This is a genomic window from Vibrio sp. R15-SG3-ISO1B (genome assembly GCF_059833835.1).
Genome location: NZ_JCBDGG010000016.1, coordinates 1 through 21754 on the forward strand (window position 1 = coordinate 1; position 21754 = coordinate 21754).

General features: G+C 49.3%; 25 protein-coding genes and 1 riboswitch. Of the genes, 17 read left to right on the forward strand and 8 right to left on the reverse strand.

Annotation, left to right across the window (positions count from 1 at the left end):
• The first annotated feature begins 22 nt into the window (after positions 1–22).
• Positions 23–157 carry a helix-turn-helix domain-containing protein gene (locus AC6R0S_RS04920; RefSeq protein ID WP_500637374.1) on the forward strand — a complete coding sequence of 45 codons (135 nt, stop codon included), beginning with the start codon at positions 23–25 and terminating at the stop codon, positions 155–157.
• Positions 157–501, forward strand: a complete 345-nt coding sequence (gene luxU, locus AC6R0S_RS04925; protein ID WP_500632941.1) for a quorum-sensing phosphorelay protein LuxU — start codon at positions 157–159, stop codon at positions 499–501. The genes AC6R0S_RS04920 and luxU overlap by 1 nt, the downstream gene beginning before the upstream one ends.
• Here the strand turns inward: luxU and yvcK are convergent.
• Entirely contained in the window at positions 487–1374 is an 888-nt protein-coding gene (gene yvcK, locus AC6R0S_RS04930) for a uridine diphosphate-N-acetylglucosamine-binding protein YvcK (RefSeq protein WP_500637353.1), read from the reverse strand. The two genes, luxU and yvcK, sit on opposite strands and share 15 nt — an antisense overlap.
• A 170-nt stretch (positions 1375–1544) precedes the next feature.
• Positions 1545–1685: riboswitch (molybdenum cofactor riboswitch) on the forward strand.
• Here yvcK and moaA point away from each other — a divergent pair.
• The 5 genes from moaA to moaE all read left to right on the forward strand — a co-directional run bounded on the left by moaA (position 1674) and on the right by moaE (position 4457).
• Positions 1674–2663 (forward strand): GTP 3',8-cyclase MoaA, encoded by a 990-nt coding sequence (moaA, locus tag AC6R0S_RS04935; RefSeq protein WP_500637354.1) that lies wholly within the window; start codon positions 1674–1676, stop codon positions 2661–2663. (Overlaps the previous riboswitch by 12 nt.)
• 90 nt (positions 2664–2753) lie before the next feature.
• Complete coding sequence (moaB, locus tag AC6R0S_RS04940) at positions 2754–3266, forward strand: molybdenum cofactor biosynthesis protein B (protein WP_487903400.1); 513 nt, start codon at positions 2754–2756, stop codon at positions 3264–3266.
• A gap of 9 nt (positions 3267–3275) precedes the next feature.
• Positions 3276–3758, forward strand: a complete 483-nt coding sequence (gene moaC, locus AC6R0S_RS04945) for a cyclic pyranopterin monophosphate synthase MoaC (protein WP_334552727.1) — start codon at positions 3276–3278, stop codon at positions 3756–3758.
• Positions 3751–3996, forward strand: coding sequence for a molybdopterin synthase sulfur carrier subunit (gene moaD / locus AC6R0S_RS04950; RefSeq protein ID WP_334552725.1), 246 nt, complete (start codon positions 3751–3753; stop codon positions 3994–3996). The genes moaC and moaD overlap by 8 nt, the downstream gene beginning before the upstream one ends.
• A 2-nt stretch (positions 3997–3998) precedes the next feature.
• Positions 3999–4457, forward strand: a complete 459-nt coding sequence (gene moaE / locus AC6R0S_RS04955) for a molybdopterin synthase catalytic subunit MoaE (RefSeq protein WP_500637355.1) — start codon at positions 3999–4001, stop codon at positions 4455–4457.
• Positions 4458–4470: 13 nt separating this feature from the next.
• On the opposite strand, the gene AC6R0S_RS04960 is transcribed toward moaE, so the two are convergent.
• Positions 4471–4731 carry a hypothetical protein gene (locus AC6R0S_RS04960; RefSeq protein ID WP_500637356.1) on the reverse strand — a complete coding sequence of 87 codons (261 nt, stop codon included), beginning with the start codon at positions 4729–4731 and terminating at the stop codon, positions 4471–4473.
• Between the two features lie 150 nt (positions 4732–4881).
• Here AC6R0S_RS04960 and AC6R0S_RS04965 point away from each other — a divergent pair, with 150 nt between their 5' ends.
• Both AC6R0S_RS04965 and udp read left to right on the forward strand, forming a co-directional pair.
• On the forward strand, positions 4882–5298 hold the full coding sequence (locus AC6R0S_RS04965; protein WP_334552721.1) for a CBS domain-containing protein: 417 nt from the start codon (positions 4882–4884) through the stop codon (positions 5296–5298).
• Positions 5299–5598: 300 nt separating this feature from the next.
• Positions 5599–6357 carry a uridine phosphorylase gene (udp, locus tag AC6R0S_RS04970; protein ID WP_334552719.1) on the forward strand — a complete coding sequence of 253 codons (759 nt, stop codon included), beginning with the start codon at positions 5599–5601 and terminating at the stop codon, positions 6355–6357.
• A gap of 163 nt (positions 6358–6520) precedes the next feature.
• On the opposite strand, the gene AC6R0S_RS04975 is transcribed toward udp, so the two are convergent.
• Both AC6R0S_RS04975 and metG read right to left on the reverse strand, forming a co-directional pair.
• Positions 6521–7333, reverse strand: a complete 813-nt coding sequence (locus AC6R0S_RS04975) for a hypothetical protein (protein WP_334552717.1) — start codon at positions 7331–7333, stop codon at positions 6521–6523.
• A gap of 206 nt (positions 7334–7539) precedes the next feature.
• The gene (gene metG, locus AC6R0S_RS04980) at positions 7540–9615 is read right to left on the reverse strand and encodes a methionine--tRNA ligase (protein ID WP_500637357.1); all 2076 of its coding nucleotides are present in this window, start codon (positions 9613–9615) and stop codon (positions 7540–7542) included.
• A 223-nt stretch (positions 9616–9838) separates the two neighbouring features.
• Here metG and apbC point away from each other — a divergent pair, with 223 nt between their 5' ends.
• The 3 genes from apbC (at position 9839) to AC6R0S_RS04995 (ending at position 14063) form a co-directional block, all read left to right on the forward strand.
• The gene (gene apbC / locus AC6R0S_RS04985; protein WP_500637358.1) at positions 9839–10912 is read left to right on the forward strand and encodes an iron-sulfur cluster carrier protein ApbC; all 1074 of its coding nucleotides are present in this window, start codon (positions 9839–9841) and stop codon (positions 10910–10912) included.
• Positions 10913–11110: 198 nt separating this feature from the next.
• On the forward strand, positions 11111–11752 hold the full coding sequence (udk, locus tag AC6R0S_RS04990; RefSeq protein ID WP_334552711.1) for a uridine kinase: 642 nt from the start codon (positions 11111–11113) through the stop codon (positions 11750–11752).
• Positions 11753–11891: 139 nt separating this feature from the next.
• A complete protein-coding gene (locus tag AC6R0S_RS04995; RefSeq protein ID WP_500632268.1) occupies positions 11892–14063 on the forward strand; it encodes an AsmA family protein in 2172 nt (723 codons plus the stop codon).
• Between the two features lie 94 nt (positions 14064–14157).
• On the opposite strand, the gene cobO is transcribed toward AC6R0S_RS04995, so the two are convergent.
• Positions 14158–14769, reverse strand: coding sequence for a cob(I)yrinic acid a,c-diamide adenosyltransferase (cobO, locus tag AC6R0S_RS05000; RefSeq protein WP_500632267.1), 612 nt, complete (start codon positions 14767–14769; stop codon positions 14158–14160).
• Between the two features lie 259 nt (positions 14770–15028).
• Here cobO and AC6R0S_RS05005 point away from each other — a divergent pair, with 259 nt between their 5' ends.
• The 3 genes from AC6R0S_RS05005 to AC6R0S_RS05015 all read left to right on the forward strand — a co-directional run bounded on the left by AC6R0S_RS05005 (position 15029) and on the right by AC6R0S_RS05015 (position 16784).
• Entirely contained in the window at positions 15029–15823 is a 795-nt protein-coding gene (locus tag AC6R0S_RS05005) for a family 16 glycosylhydrolase (RefSeq protein ID WP_500637359.1), read from the forward strand.
• 110 nt (positions 15824–15933) lie between these two features.
• Positions 15934–16182, forward strand: coding sequence for a DUF3297 family protein (locus AC6R0S_RS05010; RefSeq protein ID WP_334552704.1), 249 nt, complete (start codon positions 15934–15936; stop codon positions 16180–16182).
• 140 nt (positions 16183–16322) lie between these two features.
• Entirely contained in the window at positions 16323–16784 is a 462-nt protein-coding gene (locus AC6R0S_RS05015; RefSeq protein WP_500632265.1) for a low molecular weight protein-tyrosine-phosphatase, read from the forward strand.
• Here the strand turns inward: AC6R0S_RS05015 and AC6R0S_RS05020 are convergent.
• The 3 genes from AC6R0S_RS05020 to sodB all read right to left on the reverse strand — a co-directional run bounded on the left by AC6R0S_RS05020 (position 16781) and on the right by sodB (position 18879).
• On the reverse strand, positions 16781–17443 hold the full coding sequence (locus tag AC6R0S_RS05020; protein WP_500637360.1) for an SDR family oxidoreductase: 663 nt from the start codon (positions 17441–17443) through the stop codon (positions 16781–16783). The genes AC6R0S_RS05015 and AC6R0S_RS05020 overlap by 4 nt on opposite strands.
• A 219-nt stretch (positions 17444–17662) precedes the next feature.
• Positions 17663–18172: a VC2046/SO_2500 family protein gene (locus AC6R0S_RS05025; protein ID WP_334552698.1), complete on the reverse strand. Its 510-nt coding sequence runs from the start codon at positions 18170–18172 to the stop codon at positions 17663–17665.
• A 122-nt stretch (positions 18173–18294) separates the two neighbouring features.
• Complete coding sequence (gene sodB / locus AC6R0S_RS05030; RefSeq protein ID WP_334552697.1) at positions 18295–18879, reverse strand: superoxide dismutase [Fe]; 585 nt, start codon at positions 18877–18879, stop codon at positions 18295–18297.
• Between the two features lie 340 nt (positions 18880–19219).
• On the opposite strand from sodB, the gene AC6R0S_RS05035 reads away from it, so the two are divergent.
• Both AC6R0S_RS05035 and AC6R0S_RS05040 read left to right on the forward strand, forming a co-directional pair.
• Entirely contained in the window at positions 19220–19555 is a 336-nt protein-coding gene (locus tag AC6R0S_RS05035) for a Grx4 family monothiol glutaredoxin (RefSeq protein WP_334552696.1), read from the forward strand.
• Positions 19556–19650: 95 nt separating this feature from the next.
• A complete protein-coding gene (locus AC6R0S_RS05040) occupies positions 19651–21597 on the forward strand; it encodes a DNA topoisomerase III (RefSeq protein WP_500637361.1) in 1947 nt (648 codons plus the stop codon).
• The last annotated feature ends 157 nt before the right edge of the window (positions 21598–21754 follow it).

The following is a 21754-nucleotide window of genomic DNA, read 5'->3' on the forward strand; positions in this document are numbered from 1 at the left end:
GCATGAGATTTTTCCGTTATGGTTGACTGAGAAAAACGCCATTGAGCAGGCGATCGCCGCATGTGATGGCAATATCCCGAAAGCCGCAGGGTATTTGGATGTCAGCCCGTCAACGCTCTATCGAAAATTACAAGCGTGGAACGCTAAGGAAAGCTAATGGAACCTGTTTTGAATCAGGCTAAAGTCGATAAGTTGGCCGATGAAATCGGCCAAGAGAACGTCCCCGTGCTATTAGACATCTTTTTAGGGGAACTGAGCAGTTACATTGAGCATCTCTCCGATGACGGTGCAACGGACGTGTTAGAGTACCTTAAAGAGATCAGCCACGCGTTGAAAAGTAGCGCCGCCAGTTTTGGCGCCGATGCCCTGTGTCATCTCTCTACGCAAATAGATACCAAAGCCAAAACCGGGGCGGAGTTGGACGTAGAGCAATCAAAGCATGCCATGATTACTTTGTTGCACGAGACCAAGCAAAGTTACCACTCGTTATTGGTCAACTAAATGTTCAATGGCGCGCTGTAATTTCACCCGGTCGTGACGCCAGTCGCGATTGGGTGAGGCAAGGGGCGTCGTCACACAGTTCCACTCGCTGAGCTCAGGGTGAGGCGTATCACCGAGCACCACATCAATCCTACGCCCTTGGCATGCGCGTTCACACCATTCGAGTTTTTCCTTTAAGGACATTTTCCCCGCAGGACCATGCTCCTTGGATAAGTTTTCGACGAAAATCAGTGTCGCTTTGCGATTGAGCGCGATGGCTTTGCTTAATTCAGGCAGCAGCAACGGGGGCATAATACTGGTCAGAAAACTGCCAGGGCCAAGTATGATTGCATCCGCCTGTTCAATAGCGAGGACGCCCTCTTTCGTCGCCGGTACCTCAGGCTCTAAGTCTAAACGAATCAACTTATCTGGCATTTCATCGACACTGGTTTCACCGGTGACCCAGCGTCCGTTAGGTGCAAGGGCTTTCAAGTCAGAGGGGTGCTCAGACATGGGGATGATATTGACATCCACTTTAAGCATATTGCGAATGAGATTGGTCGCCTCTAGTGGGCGCACGGACAGGTTATCCAGTGCCGTGAGCATTAGATTGCCAAGGTTATGACCATCGAGCTCTCCCGCGCCTTTGAAGCGATATTCGAACATCATTGAGCTGATGGAGGGTTCGGTGATCAATTGGTTGATACAGTTACGAGTGTCGCCCCAGGCAATGCCGCCTTGGCAGTGGCGAATACGCCCAGTTGAGCCACCGTTATCTGTCGTCGCCACGATCCCCGTGGCGTTACTACCGAAATCTTTTAGAGCCGCCAACATGCGCCCTAGACCGTGACCGCCGCCAACTGCGACCACTTTTTTTGTATTGTATAACGTCATGTGTGTGTCATTGTTATTATCACTATGGACTACAATGTAGAGTAATCGAGGCGCCGCAAGTACTCAATAGTGGGTATTTTGGGCGCGAGATTCGGTTTTTTTACGCCAAAGGTAGAAAGGCCCACAAATTTTAAGTATTTTATCGCTTAGCTGCTGGTTCAAAACGGAATCAGTTGCCATAACTCCGAGCTTATCGGGCTAAGTTTTCAACAAGAGAATAAGCGCGCTAAGCCAGTGACATAAGGTCACAAGGGCTTGATTGGAAATGGTCATGCCTCCCGTGTTTGGAAAGGTGTTTCGTGGCGCAACAATTCGAAGATAGTTTTCAACGCAAGTTTTACTACTTGCGTCTCTCTGTTACAGATGTCTGTAACTTCAAATGTACCTACTGCTTGCCTGATGGTTATCAATCTGCGGGGCGTCGCAGCTCGTCTTTTTTATCGATAGAAAAGATCCAACGGGTCGTCAATGCGTTCGCCGAGTGCGGCACTAACAAGGTGCGCATCACAGGCGGAGAGCCCAGCTTACGTAAAGACTTCACGGATATCATTCATACCGTCTCAAGTACGCCGGGCATCAAGAAAGTCGCCACTACCACTAATGGCTACCGGATGGAGAAGCAGGTTGAACAGTGGAAGCAAGCCGGGTTAACTCACATTAACGTTAGCGTCGATAGCCTTGACTCGCGCATGTTCCACCAGATCACCGGTGAGAACAAGTTTACCCAAGTCATGGCGGGCATTGATAAAGCGTTTGAAGTGGGGTATTCGCAGGTCAAAGTGAACGTTGTGTTGATGAAAGATCTCAATGCGCAAGAACTGCCGGCGTTTCTCGCTTGGATAAAAGACCGGCCAATCCAGTTACGTTTCATTGAATTGATGAAAACGGGTGAGATGGATGAGCTGTTTCAACGACATCATGTCTCCGGTGTGGCGATTCGCAATCAGCTTATCGCCAACGGCTGGCTGCTCAAGGCTCGAGCCAGTAACGATGGCCCCGCTCAGGTGTTTATTCACCCAGATTACCAAGGTGAAATTGGTTTGATCATGCCTTACGAGAAGGATTTTTGCCAAAGTTGCAATCGTCTACGAGTCTCGGCAATTGGTAAATTGCACTTATGTCTGTTTGGCGAAGAGGGGGTGGATCTGCGAGATTTGCTCCAAAGTGATGGCCAACAAGCGGCGCTGACGTCGCGTATTCAGCAAGCACTTCAAACCAAATCCGTCAGTCACTTTCTTCATGATGGCAACTCAGGTGCTACACCTCATTTAGCCTCTATCGGTGGATAGTCACGTCAGAATGACGAAAGCGAAATTGTGATCACGGGGGGACACTCGTGATGGAAAAAAAACAACGTAAATTATGTGAAAGGTGAACAAATGGGTCACGCAGAAAGCAAATTTCAACCGGCGACAATCGCGGTGTTAACCGTGTCGGATACCCGTAACGAAGAAAACGATACCTCGGGACGCTACTTGGTCGAGCAAGCTCAAGAGGCAGGACACCAAGTGGTTGATAAGCAAATTGTGATTGATGACATGTATAAGATTCGTGCCATCGTCTCTCAGTGGATTGCGGATGAGTCAATCCAAGCGGTGATGATCACCGGTGGTACGGGGTTTACTTCTCGCGATAGTACGCCTGAAGCACTGAAGCCTTTATTTGACAAAGAAGTGGAAGGGTTTGGCGAGCTATTTCGCATGGTCTCTTTTGAAGAAATCGGCACTTCAACGATTCAGTCTCGCGCCATTGCTGGCTTTGCCAATCACACCGTGATTTTTGCCATGCCGGGTTCGACAGGCGCGTGTCGCACAGGCTGGACTAAGATCATCAAGCAGCAGTTGGATGCCAGCCATCGTCCTTGTAACTTTATGCCTCACTTATCAGTATAAGGGGATCGCATGAGTGAACTGACTCACATCAATGCTTCGGGTGAAGCGAATATGGTCGATGTGTCGAGCAAAGCAGACACAGTGCGCGAGGCGCGCGCTGAAGCTTTTGTTCACATGGCGCCAGAGACGCTGCAACTGATTCTCTCTGGAGAGCATCACAAAGGTGACGTGTTTGCCACCGCTCGTATTGCCGGTATTCAAGCCGCGAAAAAAACTTGGGACTTGATTCCGTTATGCCACCCGCTGCTCCTGTCCAAAGTGGAAGTACAGTTGGAAGCGCTGACCGAAAAGAGTCAGGTGCGCATCGAGTCGGTGTGCAAGCTCGCCGGTAAGACCGGTGTGGAGATGGAAGCATTGACCGCGGCTTCAGTGGCGGCGCTGACCATCTACGACATGTGTAAAGCGGTTCAAAAAGACATAGTGATCGGTTCGGTGCGGCTTTTGGAGAAAACGGGCGGAAAATCCGGGCATTTCAAGGTGGATTATGATTAACGTATTGTTTTTTGCGCAGACGCGCGAGTTGGTTGGCGTTGATACATTAACGCTCCCTGACCAATTTGACACCGTGGAGTCATTGCGTGCGCATCTTGCGCAGCAAGAGGGCAAATGGTCTCTCGCACTTGAAGCGGGTAAACTGCTCGCAGCGGTGAATCAAGCGATTGTCCCGCTTACCCATCCGCTGAAAGATGGCGATGAAGTGGCCTTTTTCCCACCAGTGACTGGGGGCTAACGATGACGGTTCGTATCTCTGTTCAAGCGGATGATTTTGATGTCGGTGAGGAGTATGGTCAGTTGGCGAAGGGCGCCAGTATTGGCGCAGTGGTGACCTTTGTCGGCAAGGTTAGGGACATGAACTTGGGCGACCAAGTGACCGGTCTTACCCTTGAACATTATCCAGGAATGACGGAGTCATCGCTGCAAAAGATTGGCGACAGCGCATTGGCGCGTTGGCCGCTGGATTGTGTGCGTGTGATTCATCGTGTTGGCGATCTTGATATTGGCGATCAAATTGTGTTTGTCGGCGTAACGAGTGCGCATCGCAAAGCCGCGTTTGAAGCGTGCGAATTTGTGATGGACTACCTCAAGACACAAGCGCCGTTTTGGAAAAAAGAGCGCACGAAAACCGATACGCGTTGGGTGGAATCGCGTGAGTCCGATGCGCAAGCCGCACAGCGCTGGCAACAACCTTAGTTGATGCCTTGCTCTACCACTGATTGATTTGATGAATCGTACCCCGGCGCTGCTTTTTGGCAAAGAACAGCGCTTTGTCAGCTGGAAGTACTTGGTACTGGTCCAGCCCGGCAATGACTCTTGGTTCATGGTGATGCGTCGTATCGCGTCCACCCCACGCCTCCACATAGACGCCCGTTTTGCTGATTAAAAAGGTCGGCTCAGGCAAAGAGGCAAACACCGTATGCATCAACGCGGGGTTCACTTTCATCAATTCAGTCAACGTTGAGTTCACGGGCTCATACCTCTCCATCGCTATCACTAATTACAGTTTAGTCATTAAGTTGAGGGTCGGTGGAAAAATGCGCAGCGCCATTTGTGAAATCAAGAAATTAGACGACAATATATAGTATGACCCGCCCAGAGCACGGACAAGGAGACGCAGATGGAATCATTAAAGGTCAGAGACTATATGACGTTACAAGCGGTGACATTTACCCCCAATATGTCGTTGAGTGCGGCGCTTGAAAAGGTGATGAACTCAAATTATCTCGGTGGGCCCGTGATTGACGAGAGCAAAAAAGTGATTGGTTTTCTCTCGGGCCAAGACCTGTTGGATAAGCTCATCAAGGTGAGTTACTACTGCCAAGATACCCATATCGTATCGGACTGTATGAGCAAGGAGGTACTTTCAGTGACTCCTGAGACCTCTATTATCGAGTTAGCGGATATGATGAAGGTCGGTAAACCTAAGGTCTACCCTGTCATTGATAATGGTCGATTGGTTGGGATCATCACGAGAAGAGATGTATTACGCGCGATCGGTAAAACCATCAACGACTGCTTTAAGCATCCGGTTTAATTTACGTCTCGCCGTTTATTTCGCTCTCGGAGGCATCGCTGTCGACCTCGGGGTGATGGCCGTAGCGATGAGAAAACGTGAGATCAAACGGCGGTTTTATGTGCAAAATTGACGATATTGCGCATTAAAGTGTGATGCAAAACGGTTTATTGTGAAATTGAATGTTTTGTTGCTCTATTATGTGTGATCTAAGTCACTCTATATTGCTGCTGACTTGGTTAGAGTAGCCGGGTACCTAAACAAATGTAAGAACAGGCCGCCACCCATTCGATGAGCCTGTCACTATAAGGAGCCTCCCCTATGTCTCAAGCTGTTTTCCACCTTGGTGTTACGAAAGATGATCTTGCTGGTGCGACACTCGCGATCATCCCTGGCGATCCTGCACGTGTGCAAAAAATTGCTGAAGAGATGGATAATCCCGTCTTTCTCGCCAGTCACCGTGAATACACGCTGTACCGCGCTGAATTAGAGGGCAAGCCTGTTGTTGTGTGTTCAACCGGTATTGGTGGCCCATCGACTTCTATTGCGGTTGAAGAGTTAGCGCAGTGTGGTGTGCGTACCTTCCTACGTGTTGGTACCACTGGTGCAATCCAACCGCATGTGAATGTTGGCGATATGATTGTTTCAACCGGCTCTGTGCGTCTCGATGGTGCCAGTCTGCATTTCGCGCCTATGGAGTTCCCAGCGGTGGCTGATTTTGATGTGGCAACAGCGATGAAAGCGGCGGTAGAAGAGACAGGTGCAACGGTTCACATGGGTGTCACGGCTTCCAGTGATACCTTCTACCCTGGTCAAGAGCGTTACGATACCTTCTCAGGTCGCGTGGTGAAACGTTTCCAAGGCTCGATGAAAGAGTGGCAAGATATGGGCGTACTGAACTTCGAGATGGAGTCAGCGACCTTATTGACGATGTGTGCAAGCTCTGGCCTAAAAGCAGGTTGTGTGGCGGGTGTCATCATCAACCGAACTCAAAAAGAGATCCCTGATCACTCTACGCTAAAAGAAACCGAAGCACGCTCGATTAAAGTTGTCGTCGAAGCGGCGCGCAAAATGCTCTAAACAATGCTCTAAGTAAAAATGCTCTAAGTATCAGAGTTCTTTAGCGCATATTCGCGTTGAGCAAACAATGATGAAAACGGCCAGGTCTTATCACCTGGCCGTTTTATTTATTTAAAATAGATTGGCAACCATAGATTTTGCTAAAACGTGTATCGTTAGCCGTTCACGCTATCGCTACTCGAGGAAGTGGCAGATAGAGTGTTTCCGTCATGTCCGATAACACTTGGTCATAGACTTGCGAGATGACCGCAGACACGTCACTGGTCAGTTCATACAAGGCTTCTTCTGTCCAATCTAGCTCCTCGCTAATGGCGATTTCAGTCAGGTCACGCATCGCGGCACTGCTGGCTGGCGAGGCAACACTCAATGGACTGATGATCGACAGTTGGTTAAGTTTACGACGCGTTTTGTCACAATAGTATTTAACGCGCAAGCGACCATCAATAGTATCGATTTCTGGAATGCACAAACGCAGTTGAGTCAGCACTTCCATACTGTCGAGGATTTGTTGCCAGTTCATGTGGTACTCATCACTGAGATCTTCACGCTCAGACTCAATCAACCATGCAATCGCGACTTCATCCATCAAGAACATGCAGTGACGAATGGTTTTACCGTGGATGACTTGGTTGCGAATCACGGTTCTGTCTTGCCACTCTTTATGCATGCCTTTGAGTTTTAATTGGAAAATTCGGTACATGGGTTTGTTGTCAAAGGGCGCGTTGGCCACCAAGCCATTGGTGATATCGACCATTTGATCGTAGAGCGCTTCAATCTCTTCCAGCTCACTATCCGTCACCTCCTTGGTTAACGCTAAGTGGGTCGCGCTACGATGTTTGCGGCTAAGCAACATCACCTGTCGCAGCAAGACCAGTGTTTCAAACTTGCGCTCTAAAGTGCTTTGACGCTTTTTAGAGAAGTAAAGCATGACAGCCAATACGGCTATCGATAGAACCACTGAGATCAACACAAACATAACGTACTCCTTGTACTCGCCTACTACTAAGTGGGTAGAGCAGGAACAGTGCCAACTTATAAGTTGTTTAAATACAGTGGGTTACATTCTGTAGGGCGAAGGGGTTGAACGGTTTTGGTGCAAAGTAAGCCCTAATATTGTGATTGAGGGCACAAAAAATCCCCGCGGACGGTGTCACGCGGGGATGAGTGATACGAGCCTGGTGATTACATCACGCGCATACCTGGCTGTGCGCCTTCATGAGGCTCAAGAATCCATAGCTCGCTGCCACCAGGGCCTGCTGCTAGGATCATGCCTTCCGACATACCAAATTTCATCTTACGCGGCTTAAGGTTCGCAACCATCACGGTGAGTTTGCCTTCAAGCTCTTCGGGTTTGTAAGCAGACTTAATACCAGAGAAGACTTGACGAGTTTCACCGCCGATATCGAGCTGGAACTTGAGCAGCTTGTTGGCTTTTGGCACTTCTTCGCAAGAGATGATACGAGCGATACGCATGTCCACGGCGGCGAATGCATCAAATTCAATCTCATCGGCGATAGGATCTTTATCCAGCTCAGTTTGGCTCGCTTGGTGCTTCGCCGCTTCTGCTGCTTCCTTCGCTGCCACTTCGGCTGCCGCATCTTCTTTAGACGCTTCCACCATCGCTTCCACTTTCTTCGGATCAATGCGATTGAACAGCGCTTTGAACTTAGTGATTTCGTGATCGGTCAGCGGTGACGCGACCCCTTCCCACGTCAGCTCTTCGTTTAGGAAGGCTTCAGTGCGTGCAGCGAGCGCAGGCATCACAGGTTTTAGGTACGTCATCAATACGCGGAATAGGTTGATACCCACAGAGCAGATGTCTTGCAGCTCTTGGTCTTTACCTTCTTCTTTCGCAATCACCCACGGCGCTTTCTCATCGACGTATTGGTTTGCTTTGTCAGCAAGGGCCGTGATTTCGCGGATTGCGCGACCAAATTCACGGCTCTCATAAAGCTCTGCGATGCGAGAAGCCGCTGCCGCGAACTCGTTGTATAGTTCTGGCTCTGCAAACTGTGCTGAAAGCTTGCCGTCAAAGCGCTTGCTGATGAAGCCTGCGTTACGTGATGCTAGGTTAACAATCTTGTTCACGACGTCAGCGTTCACGCGCTGAGTGAAGTCGTCAAGGTTGAGGTCGAGGTCATCGATGCGGCTGTTGAGCTTCGCCGCGTAGTAGTAACGTAGACACTCTGGATCTAGGTGATCTAGGTAAGTAGCTGCTTTGATGAAGGTCCCTTTAGACTTAGACATCTTCGCGCCGTTAACCGTTACATAGCCGTGGACGAATACGTTGTCTGGCTTGCGGAAACCGCTGCCTTCAAGCATCGCTGGCCAAAACAGAGAGTGGAAGTAAACAATGTCTTTACCGATAAAGTGGTAAAGCTCTGTTGTGCTGTCTTTTTTCCAGTACTCGTCGAAGTCGAGATCATCACGCTTGTCACACAGGTTTTTGAACGAGCCCATGTAGCCAATTGGCGCATCTAGCCAAACATAAAAGAACTTGTCCTTTTCACCTGGGATCTCGAAGCCAAAGTAAGGGGCATCGCGTGAGATATCCCACTGTTGCAGGCCTGACTCAAACCACTCTTGCATCTTGTTGGCGGTTTCAGCTTGAAGAGAACCAGAACGTGTCCACTCTTTCAGCATGCTTTCGAACTGAGGCAAGTCGAAGAAGAAGTGCTCAGAATCTTTCATGATGGGCGTCGCGCCAGAGACCGCTGATTTAGGAGCAATCAGTTCCGTTGGGCTGTAGGTTTCACCACAGTTGTCACAGTTATCACCGTACTGGTCTTCGGATTTACACTTCGGACAGGTCCCTTTTACGAAACGGTCCGGAAGGAACATCTCTTTCTCAGGGTCAAACAGTTGAGAAATGGTACGGCTAGAAATAAAGCCGTTTTTCTTTAGCTCTAAGTAGATGTGTGACGCTAGCTCACGGTTCTCTTCTGAGTGTGTGCTGTGGTAGTTATCAAAGCTAATATCGAAGCCAGCGAAGTCTTTTTGGTGCTCTTCACTTACGGCAGCGATCATCTCTTCTGGTGTCATCCCCATCTGTTGTGCTTTTAGCATGATTGGCGTGCCGTGAGCATCGTCAGCACAGATGAAGTTTACAGTGTTGCCACGTAGGCGTTGGTAGCGTACCCAGATATCGGCTTGAATGTGCTCAAGCATGTGACCTAGGTGAATCGAACCGTTAGCGTACGGAAGGGCACAAGTTACCAGCAGTTTCCTTGGATCAAGGGTTCTTGGATCGTTTGCCATACTTAATATTCGCTTCTTAAGGAGTAGGAAAAAAATAGACGGTAATACTACCTTATCCCACCAGTGACTCCAAGGTATCTAGTTGCTCAAACACCCAGTTTTTTCAGGGTTCAGTCAGGACCTCGGGAGTGATAGCATGTGCGGTGCTATCCTTCTGTACAAGGAGCGTGTGTTTTCTGCGCGCCCTCCGCCAGTTCAGTGGGTCTTATAACAAGGAGCATTCATGCAGCAGTTTACTTCCAAGCAAGCGCTATGCGACTGGCTTAATCAGTTTCAACATCCACAGCTTGTGGCCGATTGGGCCTCAACGCCACATCTCGTTCATGTCGCCGCCGACCAATGTCAGATTCGACTGCCGTTTTCTTCGCGCTCTTTGCCTAGTGAACTCAATACTTGGATTGAAGGTCAGATAGAGCGCGGTCAAATACAGCGTTTCCCGTATTCTATCCAAATCGATGTGAAACCGCTCAGCACTCATGTGAGCGCGGAAGTGAAAGGCGTGAAAAATATCCTTGCCGTAACCTCAGCCAAAGGCGGTGTGGGAAAATCGACAACGTCGGTCAACTTGGCGTTGGCGCTCGCCGCGACAGGTGCCAACGTCGGTTTGTTGGATGCGGATATTTATGGGCCATCAGTGCCGATGATGATTGGTCAGCAAGACGCTAAGCCACAAGTGAGAGACAACAAGTGGATGCAACCTATCAAGGCGCACGGCATCGTGACGCAATCTATCGGTTATCTGGTCTCCAAAGACGAAGCCGCGATTTGGCGTGGGCCGATGGCCTCTAAGGCGTTAGCTCAGCTGTTGAATGAGACCGAATGGCCAGATTTGGACTATTTAGTGGTCGATATGCCGCCGGGTACGGGGGATATTCAACTGACGCTGGCGCAGCAAATCCCCGTCACCAGTGCTTTGATTGTCACCACACCGCAAGATTTGGCGCTCGCCGATGCACGTAAAGGCGCGGCGATGTTCAATAAAGTAGAGGTGCCAGTTGTCGGCTTGGTCGAGAACATGAGTTACCATATCTGTTCTCATTGCGGTGAGCGTGAGCACATCTTTGGCGCAGGCGGCGCAGAGAAAATGGCGCAAGAATATGGTTTGGATCTGCTCGCTCAAGTGCCGCTGCATATTGCGATGCGTGAAGACATCGATCAAGGCGTGCCTACGGTGGCGGCAAGGCCAAACTCAGAGCACAGTCAAATCTACCTTACCCTTGCCGAAGCGATCACTGCGCGCATGTATTGGCAAGGTGAAGAGCGCCCTGCGGCAATCCAATTCACCATGGTCGAGTAACCCTCACTCGGTGTAATCGATTGCTTGCGTTTTTCTCCCTTCAAATGCGGTTTTGTTGCGAAGTGTGACTAGCAACAAACCGCGCTTCTCCCTATAATCAGGCGGTTTAACCAATTTACACTGATATGCATGCGTCTATTTGCACACTTGCTAATATTAGTGAATATGACACCAATTCAAACATCGAGTGCAAGAATAATGTCTGAGAATAATCAATGTGTGATCGTCGGTATTGCTGGCGCGTCTGCTTCTGGGAAAAGTTTAATCGCAAGTACGATTTACCGTGAGTTGCGTGAGAAGGTGGGCGATCATCAAATTGGTGTGATTACGGAAGATAGCTACTACAACGATCAAAGCCACCTTAGCATGGAAGAGCGTGTAAAAACCAATTATGACCACCCAAGTGCGCTAGACCATGACTTGCTTTGTGACCATCTAGAACAGTTGATCCGCGGTGAAGCGGTGGAAGTCCCTGAGTACAGTTACACTGAGCATACCCGCTTAGATAAAACCACCACGTTAACCCCAAAGAAAGTCATCATCCTTGAAGGCATTCTTCTCCTGACGGACCCGCGTCTGCGCGATTTGATGCATGCGACGGTCTTTATGGACACGCCGCTTGATATCTGTTTGCTGCGCCGCGTGAAGCGTGATGTGGAAGAGCGTGGTCGTACGATGGATTCCGTTTTGAAGCAATATCAGAAAACGGTTCGCCCGATGTTTATGCAGTTCATTGAGCCTTCTAAACAATATGCGGACATCATTGTGCCTCGTGGCGGTAAAAACCGTATCGCCATTGACGTGTTAAAAGCGCACATTGCAAAACTTTTGAAAGCATAATCCCCGCGGGGTTTATTTTTTTAGCGAGAAGTGGCACTTTAAGTGCCACTTTCTTTTTATGGCGACAAGTATTTGTTCAATCACGACTTATACTTGGGGAAGTCCTAAAATTGTCTCTTACTTAGCAAGGATAATGCTGATGAAGAAGTTACTCATAGCCATAGCGGTCGTCGTTGTGGTCCTCCTTGGCGGGGTGGTTGCATTGGTAACCCTCGTCAATCCCAACCAATTTAAACCCCTGATTGTCGAACAGGCCAAAAAGCACACCGGCTTAGATCTGGTCATTGAGGGGGATATCAGTTGGCAGTTTTTCCCATCGATTGGTTTTGAGCTCGGTAAAACTGAACTGAGAAACCCAGCCGGGTTTGATAAACAAAATCTGTTTAAAGTCGATTCAGTGGGTATTGATGTCTCGGTCATGCCGCTATTTAGCCAGCAGCTCAACATTGGAAAACTTCGCCTCGATGGTGCAGAGTTCGCACTGATCACGCGTAAAGATGGCTCGACCAATTTGGATGCTTTGACTCAATCGTCATCTTCATCGCAACCGGCGACTCAAACCCAGAGTACGGCAGGGGACGTAGCAAGCTCAACCAGCAGCGAGCCGTCGTCCACCGAAACAGAAACTGGGGCCGCTTGGAGCATCAATCTCGCTGGCGTGAGCGTCAGTAACGCCGCTATTGAGATCCAAGACCTGCGCACAGGTAGTTTTACGAAACTGTTCGATGTGGCATTTAACTTGTCTGAGTTTGCCTTCGAACAATGGAGCTCGGTGACGTTTGCAGCGAAAGGTCAAAACAACCAGCAAGTGTTTGAAACCAAGGGTGACCTTGAGCTCAAATTAGCCCCCGGGTTGCGTGATTATGCGTTGCGCAATATCAACCTAGATAGTCGTTTTAGTGACCCAAGCACCAAAATGGAATCCATTAAGCTGGCGTTAGAAACGTTTCAGTTTGATGCGGTGAATCCGTTGACTTTCGAGATCAAAGGCCAAGCCGCTGATATGGACATCGATATGACGGGCGCGGCCAAACTGAGCGTTGATAAAGCGATGACGCTAGTGCAAGTGAATCAATTCACGCTCGACGGTCAGTTGCAAGGCGAGAGCCTACCTCAATCCCCTATGGCTATTGGCTTGTTATCGGACATACGTTTTGATCTCACTAAGAGTCATCTGAGCCTTGTGCTGAGTAAACTGACTGCCAATGCATTGCAATTTGATGGCAAAGCCGACGTCACCTTGGCCGAAATCGCGAAAGTGCGCTTTGCGCTTCACAGTCCAAACATCGACTTGGATGAATTTCTTGGACTAGGCGAAGCCAGCTCAAATCAAGGCGAATCTTCCGACTCATCTCAATCGACGTCAAGTTCTTCACCGCAATCAGGCACGTCACAAGCGGGGACGTCAGCTGCGAAACAACCGAGTGCAGAAGTAGAACCTGACTTGTCAGCGTTGGCCAATTTGGACGTGAAGGGTGACATCACCATCGATAAGTTCAAGGCCAACAACGCCAAGATGGAGAAGGTGAGCACAAGCTTCTCGATTGACCGAGGTGTGGTTGATTTGAGCGCTTTTACCGCCAACCTCTACCAGGGTAGCGTCACAGCCACAGGACGGTTGGATGCGCGTAAGAGCCCAGCGACCTACAGTGCCAAAAAGCAGATTCGCGGCGTGAAAGTTCAGCCTTTGCTGGTGGATGTGGCCAACACTGATCAGTTGGAAGGCACAGGTAACATTGATGTTGACGTTAAAGGTAACAGTTTGACTCCAAGTGGTATTCAGCAAAACCTTGTTGGCACGATAGGAATAAGTTTCACCGATGGTGCGGTCAATGGGATCAACGTTGCGCAGTTGATTCGTGAAAACTACGCCAAGATCAAAGGTCAAAAAGTGGAAGCCGCAACGGGTGTTAAGAAAACCGACTTTAGTGCGATGAAAGCTACGTTAGTCCTTAACAAAGGCAATGTATCGACCAACGATCTCACCATGCAATCCCCTCTGCTACGAATCCGTGGTCAAGGCGGAGCGAACTACATCAAGCAGACAGTGAACTTTACCGTGAGCACCTCAGTGGTTGGTTCTTTGGAAGGCCAAGGTGGTAAAGATATCGATGAGCTGAAGGATGTCACGATTCCAATTAACATCTCCGGCTCGTGGGATGCGCCTAAGTTCAAGTTAGTTTTTGATGATGTACTGAAGCAAAAAGCGCAGAAAGAGATTGACCGTGGCTTAGAGAAGTTAGACGGGAAAATCAAAGACGAAAAAACCAAGGAAGCCGTCAACAGTTTGATCAAAGGTTTGTTCAACTAACCTCACAGTGCACCACAGCAACAAACAAAAAGCCTAGCTCGCGATTGTCGCTATGAGCTAGGCTTTTTTAAATCCCAGTAATGGGAAAATCGTGTTACCAATCCACCCCTTTGAGGGCTTTGACACCGGATTCAAAGGCGTGCTTGATGTTTTTCACTTCTGAGACGGTATCGGCCATCTCAATCAAACTGCGATGGGCACCACGCCCGGTGATGATCACCGATTGCATTGCTGGGCGTTGCTCGAGTGCCTCGATCACTTCATCGAGTTCAATATACCCATAGCTCACCATGTAGGTGAGTTCGTCAAACAGAATCACATCCAGTGATTCGTCTTTGAGCATGCGCTGGCACTCTTTCCACACCACTTGCGCCGCTTCGGTATCAGTGGTTTTGTTTTGCGTTTCCCATGTAAAGCCTGTCGCCATCACTTGAAACTCGACGCCGAGTTTTTCCAGCAGGTTGCGTTCGCCGTTCTCCCAGGTTCCCTTGATAAACTGCGCGACAGCACACTGTTTACCATGACCGACCGCGCGAGCAATTGTGCCAAACCCTGAGGTGGATTTGCCTTTGCCGTTGCCCGTGATGATGAGCAACAAGCCTTTCTCTTCTTGTGCCGCTGCAATTTTCTTATCAACTTGTTCTTTGACTTTCTGTTGACGCTGTTGGTGTTTTTGCTCTTTGTGAGAAGGTGCTTGGTCTGACATATCGTTACCTTGTGATCATTCCTTTGCTCGCCATCATAGCGGACAACGCAAAGGGAAAAAACCGTCATCGACTGTGGTTACTCTCTCTCGTGATATCACATTTTGAGAGGGAGAAGTTTCATCCTGCTGGGATAGATTTCATGCCGCCAATCTAAAAAGTGTCGCTGTTCAAGATATGGATAACAAATTGAATTTACGAATGTTGTACCCCTTAGCCACGGTGTATAACCAAGATGTATTTTGAGAAGGAGGCACAGAGATGATACACCCGACTTGGCAACGATACGCGATGGCCGCAGCCCTGAGTTTTATCGCACTTAACACACAAGCTGACGTGTCCAATCAAGATACCTTGGTTCAGTCTGGGCGGTTAAATACGACGTCTGTTCCACTCTATGGCGCAGAAGTATACAGCCATGACAAGGTCACCTTTGGCAAGTTCGTAATGAGGTTGAAGTTGGTCTCTGAGCCCGGCGTCGTCTCGTCTTTTTTCACCTATGATAATGAATCTTGGCAAGGCGGCATTCCTTGGCGTGAGATAGATATCGAGGCGATCGGCAAAGCGCCCAACCAACTGCAAACCAATCTCATCACAGGCGCCCTTGGCGAGCGGATTCACTCCGAACATCTCCATCCCGTGCCACTGAATACCTTTCAGGAATATACGCTCATCTGGACTCCAGATGAAATCACTTGGTTGGTCAATGGTGAGGTGTTGCATCGCGTATTAGCCAAGGACTCGCAACAGGTGATAGACATGCGAGACAGCCCGCAAAGTTACCGCATGAACCTTTGGGTCTCTGAAGCGGCGGATTGGGTGGGTAAGTTTCAGCCTGAGCAACTGCCACTCACCCAGCAAGTGGACTGGATGGAGTACTACCGCTATCAAGATGGGCAATTTGAGAAGGTGTGGCGTGATGATTTTGATCGTTTCGATCACACGCGCTGGGGAGCAGGGGATTGGTCCTTTGAATCGAATCTGGTTACCTTTCATCCCGATAACGCGTTTGTCGACAATGGTCTGTTGCACCTTCGCTTATCCAGTGGCGAGTAGTTGAGGCGCCGACAAGCGGTATTCTTACCCTTTGTCTTGATGTGAGAGTTGAACCCGCCTAGCGTCTCAACTAGAATCCACGTTTTGATTACTACTATTAGGTCACAAGTATGAGCGATACCAACGCCAAACCTGAGTTACCGGATCACCTATCAGGCAACCCACGCAGCCCACATCACATCGCTGAGTGTTTTGAACACCAAATCGGCATTCGCCTAAATGGCAAAGAGCGCACCGATGTGGAAGAGTACTGCATCAGCGAAGGCTGGGTAAAAATCCCATCACCGAAAGCAAAAGATCGCTGGGGTCAACCGATGCTGATTAAACTCAAAGGCGAGGTTGAGGCTTACTACAAGTAAACCGCCCCTATGAGAATTCGAAAGAGTGAAGCCCGTGCTTCACTCTTTTTTTATCTGCGCGTATGGTCTTGGAATCGACGGTGTGTTTTCCTAATGAGAGAAAACGCCGGCACATTGGTCAACTGAAAAGGAAATCCATCATGAACAGCACTCAGTGTTCCTCCATCCTTGTCGTCTGCATGGGCAATATCTGTCGCTCTCCGACGGGCGAAGCGGTGCTCAGAGCGAAAGCAAAAGAGCTAGGCGTTGAAGTGGAGATAGACTCGGCAGGAACCATCGGTTACCACCAAGGTCATGCGCCGGACCCACGTGCCCAGGCGGCAGGGAAGAAGCGGGGATATTCGTTTAAAGGGATTCGAGCACGGCAAGTAGAGCCCAATGATTTTGCTCGCTTTGATCTCATTTTGGCGGCAGATAGGGACAACTTAGCCGATCTTCAAGCGCAGTGCCCACGTGAGCATCAACATAAGCTCAAACTGTTTCTCAGTGACATTGATGCAGACGTGGATGAAATACCTGACCCATATTATGGCGGAGATGAAGGGTTCGAGAATGTGCTCGATCTGATTGAGCAAGCGAGCGAGGCCATTTTGCAACGCTAAGCGGCCATTACGCGTCCACTGAAGTAATCATTGGCGACGATATACTCGGTATTGCGGATCAGCTCGTCGTGAATCTCCGACCAATGAACATCGTCAACATCATAGCTGGGTACGACACCGCCAACGCGAATGTTGAAAGGCGTTAGCTCTTTAGCCCAGCTTTGGGTAAATCCGGTCACCATGGAGGTGGCGTTGTCGAAGCCAGATAAATCTCGATAATCCGCATGGGCGATAACGTTGACGATTACCCCGTTTTTCTTTTCCATCCTCATTCGCTCTGCGGTAGCTTGGCCGAAGCTAAATAGCGTCGCTGCCATGTGGGAAAGCTGCTGAGTAAAAATCTCGCGGCCGCTCTGTTCAAGAATGGTCGGCATAGCATGGCTAGTGATGGCGTTGATCAACACATCGGGTGAGTGACCTAACGTATCATCCATGTAGTGAAACAGATCGTGAATGGCATCGACACTGTAATCAACAATCGCACAGGAGTAGATCTTAGTGGAGATCTGCTGACAGCTTTGCACTGTTTGTTGCAAGCGAGCGGAGTTTTTGTCGCACAGCACCAAGGTGGCACCTAGCGATGCGAAATGAGACGCGAGCGTACCACCAAGCTGAGAGCCTGCAGAAGTAATTAATATTACTGCATTTTTTATATCCATCGCTCGCCTTCCTTCTCGTCATACTTGACTACTTTGTTCATATAGCATGGTAGATTAACTGTTACTTATATGTGAATAACTTCAAATAAGTTGTGCGCATCTTTGAGCAGAGCGTGTTTCTTTGCGGTGTTTCACACTCTCTAGTTGAACGGGTGAATATGTATACAAAATGAGACAACGAGAATGTGATCCTGCGTCAATAGCTAGGATGTTAACCCATTAAGTTTGTAGGGAAATTTGGAACTGACGTTGAGCGTGGATCAGCTGATTGTAGAGATCGGCCGGCATTAGCTCACGCGGTGTTTGTTCTGCCAGTTGACGCCTCTGGTGACCAGAAAGGTTGTGATAGACCTCTTCAGGAAGGTCATGTGTCTCTTCGGGTAAATAGGTCAAGGTTTCCGGTGTTAGGTAGTGGGACAACTTGGCACTGGCGAGACCACTGGAGTGAAACAGCGCCGCTTGCTGCGCGGAAACTGCGTATGAGCTTTGATCCGAACGCAGAGTTTGTGGAGACGGCAACTCAAATCGACGGCGCAGAGCTGCTTCACTGCTGTCAACCGTATCGATTTTTTCCACTGGCGTTGTATCGCGGACATCATCAGAGAACAAAGAGAGAATCAGCGCAAAATCGGCACGGCGACCTTCGTGCACCGCATGATTAATGCCAGTGCCAAACTGAAGCTCGTTGATGACGCTCGCTTTGTCTAAGGTATGAATCGGGGTGTGCATATGTCCTCGCTTGATGTCTATGTAGCGGCGAGGGGGCAAAAAGCTTGAGAGCAGGTATGAAAAAAGCCAGCTGACTGCTGGCTTTTTAGGCGACTAAATTCCAATCCTTTCGGGGGAAGGGATTATTTTGCTAGGTTTTCTGCAACGAAGTCCCAGTTAACCAGTGCCCAGAAACCGTTCATGTAATCTGGACGAACGTTACGGTAGTCGATGTAGTACGCGTGTTCCCATAGGTCAACCGTCAGTAGTGGCGTGGTGCCTTCTTCTGTTAGTGGCGTCGCTGCGTTTGACGTGTTCACGATATCTAGTGAGCCGTCAGCTTTTTTCACAAGCCATGTCCAAGAAGAACCGAAGTTGTTGATTGCCGCATCAGTAAACTTCGCTTTGAATGCGTCGAACGAACCAAAGGCTGCGTTGATGGCATCGGCTACTGCGCCTGTTGGCTCACCACCCGCGTTTGGAGCAAGACAGTGCCAGTAGAAGGTGTGGTTCCAGATCTGTGCAGCGTTGTTAAAGATGCCGCCAGAAGATGTCTTGATGATCTCTTCGAGTGTTTTGCCTTCGAACTCAGTACCTGGGATTAGGCCGTTGAGCTTAACCACGTAGGTGTTGTGGTGCTTGCCGTGGTGGAAATCTAGGGTTTCTGCTGAGATGTGTGGTTCTAGTGCGTCTTTCGCGTAAGGAAGAGCGGGTAGTTCAAATGCCATTGCTCGATTCTCCATTGATTTGAAAGGGTTAGCCCTTTCGATTGCTTCCAGTGTTATTTATTATTCACAGCTTGCACGCGGCTTGCTGTGGTCAATGTGCTGACTTGCGTTCTAGTTTAGCAAGTTTTTACTTTATTAAAAGAGTTATTCGGATCCGATCACTGCAAAATTCTCGTCATGAGCCCGTCGGCTTTTGCAAGACACCGCATTGTGCAAACAGTGTCGCATTCAAGCCCAAATCTGTGCAAGGATTAAATCCCTTCTTATTGTAGGCTTTTTATTCTGCGCTAATGGTTTAGAATGTCCAGAATATTTGCAGTAACTCCATTAAGAGGAAGCAATGGAAACTATCGATAAAATCAAACAGCAAATCGCAGAAAACACGATCCTTCTTTACATGAAAGGTTCCCCAAAACTACCAAGCTGCGGTTTCTCATCTCAAGCAGCGCAGGCTTTGATGGCTTGTGGCGAAAAATTCGCTTACGTAGATATTCTACAAAATCCAGACATCCGTGCAGAACTGCCAGCGTATGCGCAGTGGCCAACGTTCCCACAATTGTGGGTAGAAGGTGAGCTGATCGGTGGATGTGACATCATCATTGAGATGTTCCAAAAAGGCGAATTGCAGCCACTGATTAAAGAAGCCGCGGCGCGAGCAGGCAGCGACGAAGAGTAATACTGGTTATATTTACAGTTTTTCTTGATTTGTAAGGGCGACATTGGTTAATGTTGCCCTTATTTTTTGCCATTTGACTCGCGTCTAAACTCCCTATGTCCCGTCTGTTTATTGCTGAAAAACCCAGTCTTGGCCGAGCGATCGCGGCAGCGCTGCCTGGCCCAAAGAAAAATGAGTCAGGCTATATTCGTTGCGGCAATGGCGATGTAGTGACCTGGTGTATTGGCCACCTGTTAGAGCAGGTCGAGCCAGACAGTTATGACGAGCGCTACAAAAAGTGGAATCTCGCTGACTTGCCTATTGTCCCGTCACAGTGGCAACTCAGACCGAGAAAGTCCGCCAGCAAGCAGCTCATAGTGGTCCGTAAGTTACTGAAAGAGGCGCAGCAGATCGTCCACGCTGGGGATCCAGACAGAGAAGGGCAATTGCTGGTGGATGAAGTGATTGAATACTGTCGCGTCCCACAAGGTAAGAGGACGTCGATGCAACGTCTGCTGATCAGTGACTTGAACTTACCGGCCGTTAAACGTGCGCTTAGCCAAATGCGCAGCAACCGTGACTTTATCCCCCTTTCTGTTTCCGCGTTGGCGCGTTCACGCGCCGACTGGTTGTATGGGATGAATATGTCGCGGGCCTATACCTTGTTGGGGCAAAAAGCGGGCTATCAGGGCGTTTTATCCGTTGGGCGCGTTCAGACTCCGGTACTCGGCCTAGTGGTGCGCCGAGATGAAGAGATTGAGCAGTTTGTACCTAAAGATTATTTTACGTTGCATGCGTTGATTCCCTATCAGCAGGGGGATCAGGCGTTTGATATTCGCGCGAGTTGGAAGCCGAGTGAAGCCTGTCAGCCTTGGCTCGATGAAGAAGGCCGAGTATTGAGCCGCAAGCTGGTTGAGAACGTTGCAAGCCGTATTGCCAATCAGCCCGCGACAGTGATGGAGTCCGAACAAAAGCAGACTAAACAGTCGGCGCCGCTTCCTTATTCGCTCTCTGCACTGCAAATTGACGCCGCCAAGCGTTTTGGTATGAGCGCACAACAAGTGCTTGATACCTGCCAATCTTTGTACGAAAAACATAAGCTCATCACCTACCCACGCTCCGATTGCCGCTACCTGCCGCTTGAGCACTACTCGCAGGCGCGTTCGGTCTGTGATGCGATTGCCAATAACGCCAAGGATCTGTCCACGGCGGTGGAGGAGGCGAATCTCTCCTTGAAGTCCAAAGCATGGAATGACAGCAAGGTGGATGCGCACCACGCGATTATTCCGACGCCTAAAAAAGCGTCAGTCAATGCGCTCTCTGCAAGTGAAATGAAAATCTATCAGCAGATTGCTCGCCAATATCTGATGCAGTTTTACCCTGCAGCTGTGTATGCCGAAGCCAAGTTGGTGTTTGAGATCGCCGGCGGTGCGTTTGTCGCCAAAGGTCGACAATTGGTCTTAGCGGGGTGGAAGGCACTGATGGGCAAAGTGGATGATGAGGATCAAGGCGTTGAGACGGTGCCACCGCTGGCGAAAGGAGAAGTGCTGACCTGTCGAGAGGGAGAGATCAAAGAGAGAAAAACAGAGCCGCCGAAACATTTTACCGAAGCCACGCTACTGCAAGCGATGACAGGCATCGCCCGATTCGTTGAAGACAAAGCATTAAAAGCCATCTTAAAAGAGACCGACGGGTTAGGCACCGAAGCCACTCGAGCCGGTATTTTGGATACGCTGTTTAAGCGTCAACTCCTCACCCGCCAAGGCAAAGCCATATTGAGCTCCGCCGCCGGGCGCGGGCTAATTCACGCCTTGCCAAGCGAATCCACCTACCCTGACATGACCGCCCACTGGGAGCACCAGTTGCAAGGTATGGCCGAGCGAAATCAAGCCTACCAACCTTTCATGCAAGCACTCCAACAGAGCATCGACGGATTGATGCAGCAGGTCAAATCCGGTGACGTGCCGCCATCGCTGCGTCATTTACCTAAGGTTGAGCGTCCGGTCTACAAAAAGAGACGTTCTTTTAAAGGCAAATCACCAAGAGCGAAGAAAAGCAGTTGAGCGAGAATGAAATCTTTCATAATGTCGAAAGTTTTCATTCGAGTTGTTTTTTGTTCGCCTGTTTGTCGACTCGTTTTCGTGACAAATTTCGCCAAATCTCATGAAATGAAACCGATTTCATCCTCGCCTAACCTGAAAAACAACGTCATAACTCTAT

Excerpts from the sequence above, each read along its gene's own strand:
- luxU (WP_500632941.1), top strand. The coding sequence starts at position 157 with ATGGAACCTGTTTTGAATCAGGCTAAAGTCGATAAGTTGGCCGATGAA.
- yvcK (WP_500637353.1), bottom strand. The coding sequence starts at position 1,374 with ATGACGTTATACAATACAAAAAAAGTGGTCGCAGTTGGCGGCGGTCAC.
- moaB (WP_487903400.1), top strand. The coding sequence starts at position 2,754 with ATGGGTCACGCAGAAAGCAAATTTCAACCGGCGACAATCGCGGTGTTA.
- moaC (WP_334552727.1), top strand. The coding sequence starts at position 3,276 with ATGAGTGAACTGACTCACATCAATGCTTCGGGTGAAGCGAATATGGTC.
- moaD (WP_334552725.1), top strand. The coding sequence starts at position 3,751 with ATGATTAACGTATTGTTTTTTGCGCAGACGCGCGAGTTGGTTGGCGTT.
- moaE (WP_500637355.1), top strand. The coding sequence starts at position 3,999 with ATGACGGTTCGTATCTCTGTTCAAGCGGATGATTTTGATGTCGGTGAG.
- AC6R0S_RS04965 (WP_334552721.1), top strand. The coding sequence starts at position 4,882 with ATGGAATCATTAAAGGTCAGAGACTATATGACGTTACAAGCGGTGACA.
- udp (WP_334552719.1), top strand. The coding sequence starts at position 5,599 with ATGTCTCAAGCTGTTTTCCACCTTGGTGTTACGAAAGATGATCTTGCT.
- AC6R0S_RS04975 (WP_334552717.1), bottom strand. The coding sequence starts at position 7,333 with ATGTTTGTGTTGATCTCAGTGGTTCTATCGATAGCCGTATTGGCTGTC.
- metG (WP_500637357.1), bottom strand. The coding sequence starts at position 9,615 with ATGGCAAACGATCCAAGAACCCTTGATCCAAGGAAACTGCTGGTAACT.
- apbC (WP_500637358.1), top strand. The coding sequence starts at position 9,839 with ATGCAGCAGTTTACTTCCAAGCAAGCGCTATGCGACTGGCTTAATCAG.
- udk (WP_334552711.1), top strand. The coding sequence starts at position 11,111 with ATGTCTGAGAATAATCAATGTGTGATCGTCGGTATTGCTGGCGCGTCT.
- AC6R0S_RS04995 (WP_500632268.1), top strand. The coding sequence starts at position 11,892 with ATGAAGAAGTTACTCATAGCCATAGCGGTCGTCGTTGTGGTCCTCCTT.
- cobO (WP_500632267.1), bottom strand. The coding sequence starts at position 14,769 with ATGTCAGACCAAGCACCTTCTCACAAAGAGCAAAAACACCAACAGCGT.
- AC6R0S_RS05005 (WP_500637359.1), top strand. The coding sequence starts at position 15,029 with ATGATACACCCGACTTGGCAACGATACGCGATGGCCGCAGCCCTGAGT.
- AC6R0S_RS05010 (WP_334552704.1), top strand. The coding sequence starts at position 15,934 with ATGAGCGATACCAACGCCAAACCTGAGTTACCGGATCACCTATCAGGC.
- AC6R0S_RS05015 (WP_500632265.1), top strand. The coding sequence starts at position 16,323 with ATGAACAGCACTCAGTGTTCCTCCATCCTTGTCGTCTGCATGGGCAAT.
- AC6R0S_RS05020 (WP_500637360.1), bottom strand. The coding sequence starts at position 17,443 with ATGGATATAAAAAATGCAGTAATATTAATTACTTCTGCAGGCTCTCAG.
- AC6R0S_RS05025 (WP_334552698.1), bottom strand. The coding sequence starts at position 18,172 with ATGCACACCCCGATTCATACCTTAGACAAAGCGAGCGTCATCAACGAG.
- sodB (WP_334552697.1), bottom strand. The coding sequence starts at position 18,879 with ATGGCATTTGAACTACCCGCTCTTCCTTACGCGAAAGACGCACTAGAA.
- AC6R0S_RS05035 (WP_334552696.1), top strand. The coding sequence starts at position 19,220 with ATGGAAACTATCGATAAAATCAAACAGCAAATCGCAGAAAACACGATC.
- AC6R0S_RS05040 (WP_500637361.1), top strand. The coding sequence starts at position 19,651 with ATGTCCCGTCTGTTTATTGCTGAAAAACCCAGTCTTGGCCGAGCGATC.